Raw genomic sequence first — 14,382 nt, forward strand, 5'->3', positions numbered from 1 at the left:
TTCGGATGAAAATAACGAGGATCCTGAATAATAATGCTGTCATTGTGAATGACGGTATGCAGGAGAAAATTGCTGTTGGGGCGGGAATTGCCTTTGGCAAAAAGAGAAATGATATCGTCAATGCCGGGAAAGTAGAAAAGCTTTTTGTCATGAAGGAAAACGAAAAGCTCCAGCAGCTCCTTAGCCGAATTCCAGAAGAGCATTTCATCATCTCAGAAAAAATTATTTCTTATGCAGAAGAATACTTGGGAACCAAGCTGAACGAACATATTCATATTGCGCTCACAGACCATCTTTCCTATGCACTTGAGCGGGAATCGCAAGGCATTCAATTAAAGAACAAGCTATTGCACGAAATTAGAATCTTGTACAAAAGGGAATTTGAAATCGGTCTGTGGGCTGTAAACTATATTGAAAAAACATGTCATATTCGAATGCCGGAGGATGAAGCGGGATATATTGCTCTCCATATTCATACGATGAAACTTCAAGGCGGAGATATGCGTCAAACGGTGATTCAAACAACCATCATCCGAGAAATCGTCGAAACCATTATGGGTTTTCTTCATATCCAAGTGAGGGAAGACGATATATCCTATCATCGGCTTATTACTCATTTAAGATTTGCTTTAACTAGAATGAATCACGATGAAACCCACACAATGGACGAGGAAATGCTTGATATGATCAAGAAAAAGTTCCCACTTTCCTATCAATGTGCACGGAAGGTAGCGAAGGAATTGGATGCTAATCACGATTTGATGCTACCGAAACATGAAATGGGATATATCACTCTTCACATTGAACGATTGAGAAAACAGTGGATTGAATAAGCTCTTTTCTTAAACAATATTGTTTTTATAGATAAAGAAAAGATGCACCGAAGATAAGTTTCCATTAGGATTTATAACAGTTTACGAAATAAGAAAACAGTAATTGAATAAGCAAATTGCTTTTTCAATAAAGGCTTTTTCACATGTATGCGAAAACAGCCATAAAAAGCTTGAAGGGAGTGTTGCAGCGGGATTCGGATAAGAGCCGAATGTAACTAGTGAAATCAGAGGAATTAGAATCGTCTTAGATATTATTTTTCTATTTATCCATACCATAATCACTCTGAATTCCTTGTACTTATACGGATTATTCTGAACCCCAAAAAATGGAGATTACTAGTTTATCTAAAAAAGAGAATATATTTTTTAGGGGGAAATGAAACCATGGTAATGAAATATTTACAAAGAATTGGCCGCTCCTTAATGCTGCCAGTAGCAGTTTTACCAGCTGCAGCGATTCTAATGGGTATTGGTTACTGGATTGACCCGAGTGGTTGGGGTGCTGGAAGCCCTGTAGCGGCTTTCTTGATTAAGGCTGGAAGTTCCATTATCGATCATATTCCAATTTTGTTTGCAGTTGGGGTTGCCTTAGGAATGGCGAAAGAAAGGGATGGATCTGCAGCAATCAGTGGATTAGTAGCTTTTCTCGTAGCAACTACATTGCTTTCAACAGATGCGGTAGCAATGTTAAAACATATTGATGCTGGTAAGGTAGATCCTGCCTTTGGAAAAATTGATAATGCATTTATCGGTATTCTTTCCGGCATTGTCGCTTCTGTAATGTACAACCGTTTTAGTAAGGTAAAATTACCGGATTTCCTAGCGTTCTTTAGTGGAAAACGTTTAGTGCCGATTATGACAGCGGTTGCAATGATTGTTATTTCTGTTGTTTTGTTCTTCGTATGGCCAGTAATTTATACAGGATTAGTTTCATTTGGAGAAGGAATTAGTAAATTAGGTGCGATAGGTGCCGGCTTATACGGATTCTTCAATCGCCTATTAATTCCTATTGGCTTACACCATGCTTTAAATGCCGTGTTCTGGTTTGACGTTGCTGGAATCGACGATATTAAAAATTTCTGGGCATCCAAAGGTACAAAGGGTGTCACAGGTATGTACCAAGCTGGTTTCTTCCCAGTCATGATGTTTGGTTTACCAGCAGCAGCACTTGCAATGTACCATACTGCAAAAACAAAACACAAAAAACAAGTAGCATCTTTGATGATGGCAGCAGGTTTTGCGTCCTTCTTTACAGGGGTTACTGAACCACTTGAGTTTTCCTTCATGTTCGTAGCGCCGGTACTTTATGTTGTGCATGCAGTTTTAACAGGTCTTTCTTTAATGATTGCTGCCCTATTCCATTGGACAGCAGGATTTGGATTCAGTGCGGGATTAGTTGACTTTGTGTTAAGTTTAAAAATTCCGATTGCGAATATGCCATTAATGTTACTTGTACAAGGCTTAGTATTTGCGGTAATTTACTATTTCGTATTCCGTTTCATCATTACAAAATTCAACCTTATGACTCCTGGTCGAGGAGAAGAAATGGAAGAAGGCGTAAGCGTAATGGAACAAGAAGTGGCAGCAACAGCTACGAACAAAGCAAATAGATTCACTGCAATGGCAGAAAAGATTTACGATGGCTTAGGCGGCGATGAAAATGTTGTATCTGTTGATAACTGCGTTACACGTCTAAGAGTAGAAGTGAAAGACATGAATAAAGTGGATAAAAATAAGATCAAATCTACAGGCGTTCCGGGAATTAATGTTGTCGGATCAACAAGTATTCAAGTTATTGTCGGCACAAATGTTCAATTTGTGGCGGATGAAATCCATAGAATTCGCAGCTAATAATAGATGAAACCTACTTTTTTCATAAAGTAGGTTTTTTTCATGAAAAAGTGAATATTGCACATCCTAAAAATGGAGGTGCACAGATGAAGAGACCGAAGTTCCTTTTATTTTTAATCATGATTCTGCCTTGGTTTACATTACCATTTGTAGGTGAAAAAGCGATAAAAAGATTTCTTCCTGCAGTTATTTTTATAAGTATGGTATCCAAAATAATAGATATCATTGCTGGGAAGCGCAATTGGTGGAAGTATTATACAACCATTCATCCGCTATTAAAAGGCAGCGCACCACTGGTCTTCGGTCCTTTTTTGGCATCCGCATTTTGGAGTTTAAAAAACACTTATGGAAAATTTGTGTCTTATTTGATGAGCAATCTTCTTTTACATATAGCGTTTGCAACAATTGGGATGTGGGTACTGAAACGTTTAAGAATTACTTCATTAGATAAAATGAGCCGTGTTCAGCTTGTATTTGTCCTTTTATTTAGAGCATTGCTATTATACGGATTTCAATTTGTGAAGGAAAGTATGGAGAAGAGAAGGAATAATCAAATGCCTGCTCGAAATTAAATGAAGGTTCATTTTGAGGAAAGCAGGTTTTGCAGTTGGAATTACAGTTTTTATTCGAAGATCCCATCAAAGAAATTCAGGAATTAAGCCCTGGCTACTCGGGCCATGCAAGTGATGTTTGGCTGGTTAAAACGCTCAGCCAGGAATTTGTGGTGCGTGCATCCAGATTAAAAGAAGAACCAAACAATGATTTCTGGTGGGGCTGTAAAAATACATTTGGGATAGACCCAAGAAATGTTTTTGCATTGGAAAATGTGAATGATACATTAAGCAAAATTAGTTCAATTCCTGTGCCGAAAGTAATGAACAAAGGTAAAACGACAAGAGAGTATGTTGTCGTTGAAAAATTAGATGGCCAGGTTGTTTCATCTTTTATTGATCAGCCTTCTTCGGTGCTGGAGAGTCTTGGAGAAGGGTTGGCAAGAATTCATCAACTTAGGGAAGACTTTGCCGGAAATCCTTCTGGAAGTGTTAGAATATCTTTGGATGACTTTCATCAACACCTAAGCCGATGTGCAGCAGAGCTAGTTTCCAGGTTTCACTCAGATAATGAAAAAATAACAGTTATGTTGCCAAAGGTTACGGAAATCATAAGCTCATTGCCACATCCGGAATACTCCACGTTTGTTTTAGTAGACATAGACCCTTCGCAATTTTTAGCAAATGAAAAGGAGATTACGGGATTAGTGGATACAGAAGCTTATGTGGTAGCACCGAGAGAGCTTGATTTTATCGGATTAGAGTACATATTGGATGAGCAATCTGCCAAGGATTTTAAAATAGGATATGAAAAAGTTCTGTCCATACCTGATTTGTCAAAGGTTCGGCTTCCTTATCGGTATTTTTATAGATTGTTATCGGTGCAGGGCGATGTTGATTTGGATGAGTGGTTGGGGTATAAGGTTCTGTTTTAATATTGCTGCAAAAAGACTCCATGGTTTTTATCATGGAGTTTGGTATTTTATAATGGTTTCATCCATTCCCCTTGCCTCCTTTCACTTATTAGAGGCCAGTTGTAATTGGTTTGTTTCAAAAATATGGGGAAATTTTTTAGTATGTAGATTTGTATATTCATAAGGATTACTTATGAATAATTATAGTATTTTTGTAATTTTACTTATGAAAATATCGTTTTATAATGAGGGAAAATAGCGCGATTAGAGGTCCTTTTTATGAAAAATAAAATCACATACTTATTAGGGATTACAATAACAGGCTTTGGGGATGGAATTCAGCAAATCGCATTGATGTGGTATATTTTTCATCTTACAGGCGAAGCGGCTTCGATTGGGTTGATGATTGCTATCTATTATTTGCCTAGTATGATTCTGACGCCGTTTCTTTCTGTGTATGTGGACCACCGTGACTCCAAAAATATTGTGGTTGTGACGGATGGCCTTCGTTTCCTGTTTGTATTTGTCATGGCAGGGCTGATTTTTTTTCACGTGGAATCGGCAGTGTTATTTTACGTTCTGCAATTTATCCTTGCCATTTGTTACACCATTTACAAACCAGCATCCCAATCTTTTATAAAAGAGGCATTTGCCGATAAGGATATTCCATTTGTCATTTCAAAGTCGTCTTCCTTAAGTGAAGCGGCTGGCCTTGCTGGAATGGCTGTTTCCGGTATGTTTTTAGTGAAGTTATCAATTTCTACTAGTTTTTTCATTAATTCGTTAACATTTTTAGTGGCAGCAATTTTGTACTTTTTTATTAAGAGGGTTCGTCCAAAACAAAGGAAGACTGCAAAAGTTCGCTACATACCTGAGCTGATTGCGGGCTGGAATTTTATAAACTATCAGGCTGGAATGAAGTTTTTATTATTCCTATCCATATTAAATAGTATAAGTATCCAAATGACCACGACATTAATGCTCCCTCTTGCCAATCAGTTTCATGGCGGCAGCGGGTTGTATTCTTCTTTTGAAATGGCGTTTTCTATCGGGGGAATTGCCGCCGGGCTTATCGTTACGTTTTTTCTCAAAAAACTGAAACAAAAAGTGATAGTGGTGACGATGGTGGGCATGATGATATCTGCATTCCTATTATATTTGAATGATTTTAGAATAGTAGCGGTGATATGCATCTTCATCTTAGGACTGTTCACGATGTCACACCTAACAATTGTCCAAACGCTTATTCAATTAAACACAACAAAAGAATATATTGGCAGAGTCATAGGATTAAGAACGATTCTAGCCTCCTTTGTAAAAATATCATCTGCACTGTTAACAGGTACGCTAATTAGCCATATTGGCATTCAAAATATATTGCTAGCTTTTGTTGTTCTCATTTTAATGAGCTTTTTAACATGGGGGAATATGAAAAGGGTGCAGGTACCTGTTTAAATTACATCCAGTCTGTTCGATTTTGTTTAGGACTAAGTGCCTAAATCGGTCTAAATATCAAAATAGGAGAATCAGACCTTAATTTTGTTTAAATCTAGTTATACTGTTATTCCTCGCTTCATTATTGCCTAGTGAGGACTCTTTTTTATGTACGATTTCTTTTCTCCCAGACTCCTGAACAAACACAACTGCTGCAATCACCATTAAAATTCCAATATACTGCCACAAATGCAAGGTTTCACTGAACACAAGAAAGCTCATAATCGATGCTACGACTGGTTCGATCGTAGCCATAATAGAAGCTCGGCTTGATTCTATTTTGGTTAAACCTTTTGTATATAGCAAAAAGGCTAATAATGTGGAAAAAAGGCCGAGGCCGATAATATTCAACCATGCATTTAAGCTTGAAAATAAAGAGGCTGCAGACCATAATCCACTAAATGGTGTGACGGCAATTGCAGCAAAAATAAACGTATATACCGTGACGGTTATCGTGTTATATTTTCGCAAAGCGTATTTTCCGAATATGCTGTACAGGGCATAGAAAAGACCAGAGCCAAGACCGAATAATAGGCCATGAAAAGAAATCGATCCATGAAAAGATGGCAGTACACCAATGACAAAGGCGCAGCCGATAAAGGTAGCAATTAATGCGATCACCTTGCGTGTTGTAAACCATTCCTTAAAAAGAATTCTTGAAAAAATGGCTACAAAGGCAGGTGCAGTATATAGCAGAATGACAGAAATGGAGATGGAGGTTACTTCCATGGCGCGGAACAAGCACCAATTAAACAGAACAAAGCTGATAATTCCTGTACCTATAAAATACTTACTGTCCGAAATGTTGATTTTTAAAAGGTTTCGATCTTTCACCACTATGTACAAAACTAGGGAAATGGATGCGAACAGTGCCCGTATGGCAACAACCTGTAATGGCGTAAATCCAATGGCATATAGATTGGTAACAAAGATCCCGATGATTCCCCATAAAAAAGCACCCGCCCCAACTAGGAACAGCGGCAATTTAGGATGCATGTTTCATTCCCCCTACATATTGGACTAATTTCATAATAATCAAATTATTGCATATAGAATAGAAACATGCCATAAAAAGAGGAATTTCACAATGAAATATGGAAGCTCTAATTATTATGGAAAGGATGGGTGAAATGGAAAAGTATATTAGAAATTTTGAAAAACAAGACATGGATTTTCTATGGGACATGTTATATGAATCCATGTATGTAGAAGAAGGGAAGCCAGCCCTAAGTAGAGATATATTAAAGGAACCTGCAATTGAAAAATATCTTAAAGATTGGGGGCGTGATACCGACCGTGCTCTAATTTCCGTGAACGAAAGCAATCAACCACTTGGAGCAATTTGGATTCGTCTTTTTAGTAAGGAGGACGGCGGTTATGGGTTTATTGATGAGGAGACGCCTGAGTTAGGGATTGCTCTGATACCTGAAGCACGGGGAAAGGGCATAGGTAAAAAATTGATGAGGGAAATGTTCCAGCTTGCAAAGTCGAGTGGATATAAAGCACTTTCCCTCAGCGTTAATCCTCAGAATGTACCAGCGTTAAACATGTATGAAATGAATGGATTTATCAAAATTGGTGCAGATGATGGCGGGTCATGGGTGATGAAAAAAGAATTATAGTGAAGCAATAAAGACATTCTGCAGAAGGAATGTCTTTATTGCTTTGCATTTTCTTTTTCTAAAATATCCTTCACTACATCCTCTATCGTAATATTCACTAGTGCTTTTTCCAAAGCGGATTGCGCGGTAGTAAAAATCGGGACAATGGCACTTTGAATGTTTCTGCCGACTAAACAATCTGGGTTCGGATGTTCATGCATGCCGAATAATTCCTTCTCAGGTACGACATCTACCGCTCTATAGACATCCAATAAAGTGATCTCTGAAAGTTTCTTTGCAAGCTCTGCCCCTGCCACTCCGGGTCGAACCTTGACGAGTCCTGCGTTTTTTAACATTCCCATAATTTTACGAATAACAACTGGATTCGTGTTTACACTACTAGCGATAAATTCTGAGGAATTTACCGTGTTCTTGTTTATTTCCAGTAGCGATAATATATGAATTCCGACAGCAAAACGGCTGCTTATAGACATGATTTCACCTTCGTTTATATCGATTATTTGTTATTATACCATATCAAATGTAACAAAATTAGTTACAACAATCAAAAATGGATTGACAAAGCTTAACCTGTAACTTATATTATTACATGTAATCATTTTAGTTACAACTTAAAAGGAGTGTTCATAATGAAAATTGGAATTATCGGTGCAACTGGTAAAGCAGGAAGCCTTATTTTAAAAGAAGCTGTGGAAAGAGGACATGAGGTTACTGCAATTGTTCGAAATGCAGCAAAAATTCAAAATCAAGACATTAAAGTTTTAGAAAAGGATATTTTTGATTTAAAATCCGAAGATCTAAAAGAATTCGACGTAGTAGTAAATGCATTTAATGCAGCACCTGGACAAGAAGAAAAACATATTGAAGCGGGAAAAGTGTTAATTGATGCATTGAAAAATCTTCCGCAAACGAGACTGCTCGTAGTTGGTGGGGCAGGAAGCTTGTTTACGGATGAAAGCAAAACCGTACGCGTATTAGAAACACCTGATTTTCCGGCAGCTTATTTCCCAACTGCCTCTAACATGGCTAAAAACCTTGAAGACCTACAATCAAGTGGTATCAACTGGACTTATATTAGCCCATCTGCTTTCTTTGACCCTCAAGGAAAACGAACAGGTTCATATCAAAAAGGAAAAGATCAGCTCTTAGTTAATTCTAAAGGAGAAAGCTATATTAGTTATCCAGATTATGCAATCGCAATGGTAGATGAGATTGAAAGTCCTGCTCATGTGAATGAGAGATTTACGGTTGTTGGAGAAGCAGAATAAAAAAAGACCTTTCGTTGTAGAGTGGTTTCGTTTCGGTGGAGAAACATACCAAATAGTATGCTAATTAGCAGACCAAATCGCATATGATTTGGTCTCTTATTGTGCGCCCGGCATGGGTGTAGTCTCTAGGGTGAAAGTCCCGAACTGTGAAGGCAGAAGTAGCAGTTAGCTTAACGCAAGGGTGTCCGTGGTGACGCGGAATCTGAAGGAAGCGAGCGGCAAACTTCCGGTCTGAGGAACACGAACTTCATACAAGGCTAGGTATCATTGGATGAGTTTGCAATACAAAACAAAGTCCTTTCTGCCGAAGGTGATACAAAGTAAATGAAGCAGATAGATGGAAGGAAAGATTGCACTCTTACCCGGGGAGGTCTGGTTGATACGCCAAGTACACTTGGTAACCTATCTAGTAATGGATAGCTGAACAATCAGAAGTCAGAAGAAGTCGTAGTACTTGGTTTGCTCGAGAGAATCAAGGAAGGACTGAACCATTTTAGGAGAACAAACACTCGGCAAACGGTTCTTTATGTATGAAAGCAGAAAATTCTTACGGAACCTACCTGAAAGGAAGAAATGGTGAATTCCATGGGGGACTTCGGGAGGGCTTAGTAAAGAACCCACTTAATGAGAATGTATTGTTCACGTAGAAAGGATAAATCTCAATGTTAATGGAACGAATGCTGTCACGGGAAAATCTTTTACTGGCATTAAAGCGAGTAGAAAAGAACAAAGGAAGTCATGGAGTAGACAATATGTCCGTAAAAGACCTACGAAGACATATTCTCGAAACGTGGGATACACTTAAAACATCCTTAATGGAGGGTACTTATCAACCTTCTCCTGTCCGTCGGGTTGAAATCCCAAAACCGAACGGTGGAGTAAGGTTATTAGGTATCCCAACCGTGACAGACCGTTTCATCCAACAGGCGATTACTCAGATTTTAACCCCTATCTTCGACCCGACTTTTTCAACACAGAGCTATGGTTTTCGACCAAACAAACGAGGTCATGACGGTGTTAGACAAGCGAAGAAATATATCGAAGAGGGATACCGATGGGTAGTCGACATGGACTTGGAGAAATTCTTTGATAAAGTCAATCATGATAGATTAATGCGGACTCTATCCAAAAGGATTCAAGACAGAACGCTCCTATCACTAATTCGGAAGTATCTACAGTCTGGCATTATGATTAATGGAGTCATAACGAAATCCGAGGAGGGTACGCCCCAAGGTGGACCATTAAGTCCTTTACTCTCCAATATCGTTCTAGATGAACTAGACAAAGAGTTAGAAAAGAGAGGGCACAAGTTTGTCCGATACGCAGATGATTGTAATATCTACGTAAAATCGAGAAGAGCCGGAGAGCGAGTAATGGACTCGATTACTACTTTCATTGAATTTACTCTAAAACTAAAGGTGAATCGAGAAAAGTCAGCTGTAGACAGACCTTGGAAAAGAAAGTTTTTAGGTTTTAGCTTCACATTTCATAAGAAACCGAAGGTGCGGATGTCAAACCAAAGTATTCAACGTGTCAAGAAACGGATACGAGAATTAACTTCAAGGTCAAAACCAATTCCAATGGATTATAGAATAGAGAAGCTGAATCAATATTTGATTGGCTGGTGCGGATATTATGCATTAGCAGATACACCCACTATTTTCAAAGAATTAGACGAATGGATTAGAAGGCGTCTCAGAATGTGCCAATGGAAAGAATGGAAGAAACCAAAAACCAAAGTAAGAAAACTCATTGGATTAGGGATTCCAAAAGAGAAGGCATACGAATGGGGAAACTCTAGAAAGAAATATTGGAGAATAGCCAGAAGCCCAATCCTACAGAAAACCCTCACAAACTCCTATTGGGAGATGCGAGGGCTGAAGAGTCTTTATGTGAGATATTCTCAACTACGTCAGACATAAATGGAACCGCCGTATACGGAACCGTACGTACGGTGGTGTGAGAGGTCGGGGGTTAGTCACCTCCTCCTACTCGATTTCCTCCTATATATCAACGATTATGTAGCAAGGAAAAACGCAGTCTAAAAAATATTTTGACATTTGTTGTTGTCAACATGTTAATTGTCCTTTTTGAGCAACCAAAGATAATCAAAATAAGCGGATATTTTCCGGTTATACAGCGGAATAGAGATCGGTTCGGGGGATATAAGCGGAGGTTCTCCGATTAAGCAAAGCAAAATTACTCATTTTTACGTTTTTTGAAATAATAGTCGGAATTCTTCCGTTTATTTAAGGGATTTTCTGTGTTATTTCGTCATTAAGAGAAATTTCTCCGCTTATTTATCAAACTCCCTTTAGCGTCTAATGAACTTCCTTACATATTAAAGACAAAAGCTTGGGAAAAATCCCAAGCTTTTGTGTGCTAATTACATGGTTATTCAATGCTACGAAATCTTATGTTATTTGTTCTTTGTAATCGGAACTACTTACTTTCGTTGGAAAGGTCTTTTTTTACAGTTTTTAGAGCAAGTAACTATCGGCCGATCTTGCACATTTGTTCTTTATCGTTCACATGCAATAAAATCATGATCTCGATCCTTATTGGCATTAGCATCATAAAGTGCCTTTGATACAAATGGCTTATAGCGCGTTTTTCCACCCTTGTTTTTCACGGAAGCGGAACGGGCAACTCCGCCTTTGTAATCTTTATTCAATGCCTTACAATTTGCATATTTTTTGACGGTGGTTTTTGCAGATGCTTCCTTTGATTCTATAACAGAAAAGGAAAGAATGAGCCCAATAGAAAGGAAAATGGCAAGAAGTTTTTTCATGAAGTATCCCTCTTTTTTACTCAAATCATAACTCGATTTTGGAGCAGTTTTCAATATAAAAAAGGATATTTTATAGAAAAATAGAAATTATTTTTAGTGAGGTGGGGATATTGGCGTTGGATGAGATAAAAGTGGTAGTAGGTGCAGGGGAATTTAACAATAACCCAGGCTGGATACATACACAGGAAAATGAACTTAACCTCCTGGACGAACGTACATGGGAAAAACGTTTTAAAGAGGGAACTATCCACGCGATTTTGGCAGAACATGTTTGGGAACATCTTTCCTACCAGGAAGGACAGGAAGCAGTCCGAATTTGTTATCGGTATTTAAAACCGAACGGCTATATACGTTGTGCGGTTCCGGATGGTTTTTTTTTCAGATGAGGCCTACCAAGCTATTGTAAAGGTTGGCGGTCCTGGCCAAAAAAATCACCCGGCTGCAAGCCATAAAATGGTCTATCATTATCAAACATTAACGGAACTTTTTGTGAGTGCGGGATTTAAAGTGAATTTACTTGAGTTCTTCGATGAAAATGGAATTTTCCATGAATTAAAGGTATCTCCACAAATGTTCATGTACATTATTAAAAAAAATATCCATATGCTTATATAACATACGTTTTTAACTTATTTATTGTCTGTACATAATTGTTTAACTGTACATAAATAACAGATGTTAACGAATATTTTTGTACATTAATTTTTCAAACATATTAAATGGTTAGGGTTAGTGGACTCATGCACCCGGTTCAAAGCCACCAAATCTCGAAGTTTAATAACTACGTTTAGGTAATATATGGTGAATTAGGTATAGGCCGTTAAAAATTGTATGTGCGCTAACGGGAAGTTTAGCTGAAATGCTGAATGAGTATGTAGGGGTCCTACCAGCAAAAAACATACGCTAAGGAAAATGCGATATCAAAAGGGTCCAATTTCCCCACTCTAGGGAAATTCAGTCTCTTTCAATAAACTTATCCACAACTTAATATTATCTATTGTATCTTCAAAAGGAATTACTCTGAAAAGCACCGATTTGACATTACCTCCAGACTAACTAAATATCTCCGCAATATCCTCTATAGAACAACCTTTGATAATAGGGGTCCCACCAACAAAATACGGTTATCTTAACTCGTAAATAGTAAACCTTTGTCTATCAATGGTTTATTCATTGTTGTAATGTAAACAACGTATTCGTCTTGACAATGAGCTTCGAGTCATCTGATTCTATCCTTTTTGCCCGACACTTGAAAAATGATCGGTTTACCTAACAAGGTTATCTGATGCCTTCTCATTGTAAAGACATTTCTACGCTGAATACGTTGTTTACAGAGTTAAGATATTGTCTACAATGTAACATTTAGGACCGTTTTCTTTACTTTGTATACTATGAATAGCACGTTAGATAATCGGAAATTTTGTACGCTAAGCAAAATCTACATAGAAATAGCCAAATACATGTACGTTAAGGCATTTGGCTTTATGTGTTATGTCTAATATTTATTTAATGGTCTTAGAGAATTTATAGGTAATTGATGCGAATCAAATTTTACTTTGATTTTGGGAATGAGTTTTGGTTCTAAAATAAAAAGAAATATGTTATTTTTTTTAGAATATTTATTAGTACCATAAACGGTCGTTTTTGTTACAGTTAAATAGACCGTAACTATTACAGCGATGTTTTATTAACTTATATATATATAATTTCAATTATAGACAAAAATAGACAATGTTCTTAAAAGGACATTTATTTACACTAATAGAATAATAATTCTATGAAAGGAAATATAAGGGAAAGGAGTATTGTGTAAAGATAACGGCAGTTTTATAGGGGGAAAGAAAATGTAGAAGGTTTTTTATTTAAAACAATACATTACGGAGGTGGTTAGATGAAAAAAAAAAATTAATAGTTACTATACTCGTATTTATTCCGATATTACTGGTTAGTGTACTACTATTTAAAGATAATCTTATCCCACAAACCTCAGCTTCTAAAGCCGAAAAAACTAAAACTGAACTATCAATATTAGAAGCAGTTAAACTTGCATATCCATCCGCGTTGAAATGGAATAAGAATGCACAATTATATCAAGCAATAAATATAGACTTAGATAAGCCTGGAAAGTCAATTGGGAGCAATGGAAAAAGGAAATATTGGAATGTGAAATTTGTAGTACCAGATACTAACAAGACATTTTTAGTAACAATCCATGAGGGAAAAGTTGATCAAACGAATGATTTTACTGTAAAAAATACAGATCCTTTTCCAAAACAGGAATTGATAAGATTATCAGATGTAAAATATGATTCGCCGCAATTACTCAAAAAGGCACTAGAAAAAGGAGGTATTCACCCAGGTAAAGATTGGGCAAAAGGTTATAATTTTATGCTAACCAAGGATCCAGAAACAAATATCACCTTAATGTTAGTGATCGGTTGGAATAGTGAATACAAGAAAATGGTATCTGTTTATTTTAATGCTACTAATGGCAAATTACTTCTTTCGAAATAAAGGGAGGAATATCAAAATTGAAAAAGATTACATTTTTTATTATAGCATTATTAATTTTTACTGTATCTAACTTCGGTTCAGAATCATTTGCTGCCACCAAGCATTCTTATACTGCTCCAGTTGTTACTGCTTATGTAGGTTTAACTTCTGGACATGGAGCTACTTATGGATTTTATAATGTACAATATAAAACTATTGCAGTGCATAAAGACAGTTCAAATAAACCTGTTATTCCGTTTGGAACTGATATTAACTGTGATATTGCGCTTCGTTTACCTACAGCTAGTGGTACCAAATATGTTTCTACTTATAGTGTTACTGATACCGGTGCAGGTTTAGCTGGTGATTGGTTTGATGTTTATTATGGAACAGATAACTCGACGAATCGTTATTGGGCCGATCAATTTGGTACAGAAAAAAATGTTTCATATTCTGCTACATTTTAAGATAGATCATCATGTTGCAACAATGTGACTTTCCTAAAAATATTAAAATCGAATTCTTATATTATAAGGTCTGCCGTAAAAATTTATGGTTGACCTTT

13 protein-coding genes and 1 pseudogene are annotated in these 14,382 nt (G+C 37.1%); 11 read left to right on the plus strand and 3 right to left on the minus strand.

The window, feature by feature from the left end:
- The first annotated feature begins 5 nt into the window (after window positions 1-5).
- The 5 genes from AN964_RS03225 (at window position 6) to AN964_RS03245 (ending at window position 5,604) form a co-directional block, all read left to right on the plus strand.
- Window positions 6-833, plus strand: coding sequence for a PRD domain-containing protein (locus AN964_RS03225; protein WP_055738337.1), 828 nt, complete (start codon window positions 6-8; stop codon window positions 831-833).
- Between the two features lie 384 nt (window positions 834-1,217).
- Window positions 1,218-2,684, plus strand: a complete 1,467-nt coding sequence (gene nagE, locus AN964_RS03230) for an N-acetylglucosamine-specific PTS transporter subunit IIBC (protein ID WP_055738338.1) — start codon at window positions 1,218-1,220, stop codon at window positions 2,682-2,684.
- 86 nt (window positions 2,685-2,770) lie between these two features.
- Window positions 2,771-3,256 carry a hypothetical protein gene (locus AN964_RS03235; protein WP_055738339.1) on the plus strand — a complete coding sequence of 162 codons (486 nt, stop codon included), beginning with the start codon at window positions 2,771-2,773 and terminating at the stop codon, window positions 3,254-3,256.
- 35 nt (window positions 3,257-3,291) lie between these two features.
- Entirely contained in the window at window positions 3,292-4,170 is an 879-nt protein-coding gene (locus AN964_RS03240) for a phosphotransferase (RefSeq protein WP_055741117.1), read from the plus strand.
- 258 nt (window positions 4,171-4,428) lie between these two features.
- Window positions 4,429-5,604 carry an MFS transporter gene (locus AN964_RS03245; RefSeq protein ID WP_055738340.1) on the plus strand — a complete coding sequence of 392 codons (1,176 nt, stop codon included), beginning with the start codon at window positions 4,429-4,431 and terminating at the stop codon, window positions 5,602-5,604.
- Between the two features lie 78 nt (window positions 5,605-5,682).
- Here AN964_RS03245 and AN964_RS03250 read toward each other — a convergent pair whose 3' ends face one another.
- Complete coding sequence (locus tag AN964_RS03250; protein WP_055738341.1) at window positions 5,683-6,639, minus strand: DMT family transporter; 957 nt, start codon at window positions 6,637-6,639, stop codon at window positions 5,683-5,685.
- 134 nt (window positions 6,640-6,773) lie between these two features.
- Here AN964_RS03250 and AN964_RS03255 point away from each other — a divergent pair, with 134 nt between their 5' ends.
- The gene (locus AN964_RS03255) at window positions 6,774-7,265 is read left to right on the plus strand and encodes a GNAT family N-acetyltransferase (RefSeq protein ID WP_235950632.1); all 492 of its coding nucleotides are present in this window, start codon (window positions 6,774-6,776) and stop codon (window positions 7,263-7,265) included.
- 35 nt (window positions 7,266-7,300) lie between these two features.
- Here AN964_RS03255 and AN964_RS03260 read toward each other — a convergent pair whose 3' ends face one another.
- Window positions 7,301-7,738, minus strand: a complete 438-nt coding sequence (locus AN964_RS03260; protein ID WP_055738343.1) for an Rrf2 family transcriptional regulator — start codon at window positions 7,736-7,738, stop codon at window positions 7,301-7,303.
- Window positions 7,739-7,894: 156 nt separating this feature from the next.
- On the opposite strand from AN964_RS03260, the gene AN964_RS03265 reads away from it, so the two are divergent.
- Both AN964_RS03265 and ltrA read left to right on the plus strand, forming a co-directional pair.
- Window positions 7,895-8,533: an NAD(P)-dependent oxidoreductase gene (locus AN964_RS03265; protein WP_055738344.1), complete on the plus strand. Its 639-nt coding sequence runs from the start codon at window positions 7,895-7,897 to the stop codon at window positions 8,531-8,533.
- 662 nt (window positions 8,534-9,195) lie between these two features.
- Window positions 9,196-10,455 (plus strand): group II intron reverse transcriptase/maturase, encoded by a 1,260-nt coding sequence (gene ltrA, locus AN964_RS03270; RefSeq protein WP_055737770.1) that lies wholly within the window; start codon window positions 9,196-9,198, stop codon window positions 10,453-10,455.
- A gap of 599 nt (window positions 10,456-11,054) precedes the next feature.
- Here the strand turns inward: ltrA and AN964_RS03275 are convergent.
- Window positions 11,055-11,324, minus strand: a complete 270-nt coding sequence (locus AN964_RS03275) for an excalibur calcium-binding domain-containing protein (RefSeq protein ID WP_055738345.1) — start codon at window positions 11,322-11,324, stop codon at window positions 11,055-11,057.
- Window positions 11,325-11,431: 107 nt separating this feature from the next.
- On the opposite strand from AN964_RS03275, the pseudogene AN964_RS25310 reads away from it, so the two are divergent.
- The 3 genes and pseudogenes from AN964_RS25310 to AN964_RS03295 all read left to right on the plus strand — a co-directional run.
- Window positions 11,432-11,873: pseudogene (locus AN964_RS25310) on the plus strand (class I SAM-dependent methyltransferase); the annotation flags it as partial.
- Window positions 11,874-13,487: 1,614 nt separating this feature from the next.
- On the plus strand, window positions 13,488-13,838 hold the full coding sequence (locus AN964_RS26975) for a hypothetical protein (RefSeq protein WP_235950794.1): 351 nt from the start codon (window positions 13,488-13,490) through the stop codon (window positions 13,836-13,838).
- A gap of 17 nt (window positions 13,839-13,855) precedes the next feature.
- Window positions 13,856-14,284 (plus strand): DUF8837 domain-containing protein, encoded by a 429-nt coding sequence (locus tag AN964_RS03295; RefSeq protein WP_055738349.1) that lies wholly within the window; start codon window positions 13,856-13,858, stop codon window positions 14,282-14,284.
- The last annotated feature ends 98 nt before the right edge of the window (window positions 14,285-14,382 follow it).

It is taken from the genome of Heyndrickxia shackletonii (assembly GCF_001420715.1).
In the GTDB taxonomy this organism is placed as follows: domain Bacteria; phylum Bacillota; class Bacilli; order Bacillales; family Bacillaceae_C; genus Margalitia; species Margalitia shackletonii.

What these genes read in the sequence shown, in the direction of transcription:
- AN964_RS03250 (WP_055738341.1), bottom strand. Translation starts at nt 6,639, where the DNA reads ATGCATCCTAAATTGCCGCTGTTCCTAGTTGGGGCGGGTGCTTTTTTA.
- AN964_RS03235 (WP_055738339.1), top strand. Translation starts at nt 2,771, where the DNA reads ATGAAGAGACCGAAGTTCCTTTTATTTTTAATCATGATTCTGCCTTGG.
- AN964_RS03255 (WP_235950632.1), top strand. Translation starts at nt 6,774, where the DNA reads ATGGAAAAGTATATTAGAAATTTTGAAAAACAAGACATGGATTTTCTA.
- AN964_RS03225 (WP_055738337.1), top strand. Translation starts at nt 6, where the DNA reads ATGAAAATAACGAGGATCCTGAATAATAATGCTGTCATTGTGAATGAC.
- AN964_RS03275 (WP_055738345.1), bottom strand. Translation starts at nt 11,324, where the DNA reads ATGAAAAAACTTCTTGCCATTTTCCTTTCTATTGGGCTCATTCTTTCC.
- AN964_RS03245 (WP_055738340.1), top strand. Translation starts at nt 4,429, where the DNA reads ATGAAAAATAAAATCACATACTTATTAGGGATTACAATAACAGGCTTT.
- AN964_RS03260 (WP_055738343.1), bottom strand. Translation starts at nt 7,738, where the DNA reads ATGTCTATAAGCAGCCGTTTTGCTGTCGGAATTCATATATTATCGCTA.
- AN964_RS03265 (WP_055738344.1), top strand. Translation starts at nt 7,895, where the DNA reads ATGAAAATTGGAATTATCGGTGCAACTGGTAAAGCAGGAAGCCTTATT.
- nagE (WP_055738338.1), top strand. Translation starts at nt 1,218, where the DNA reads ATGGTAATGAAATATTTACAAAGAATTGGCCGCTCCTTAATGCTGCCA.
- ltrA (WP_055737770.1), top strand. Translation starts at nt 9,196, where the DNA reads ATGTTAATGGAACGAATGCTGTCACGGGAAAATCTTTTACTGGCATTA.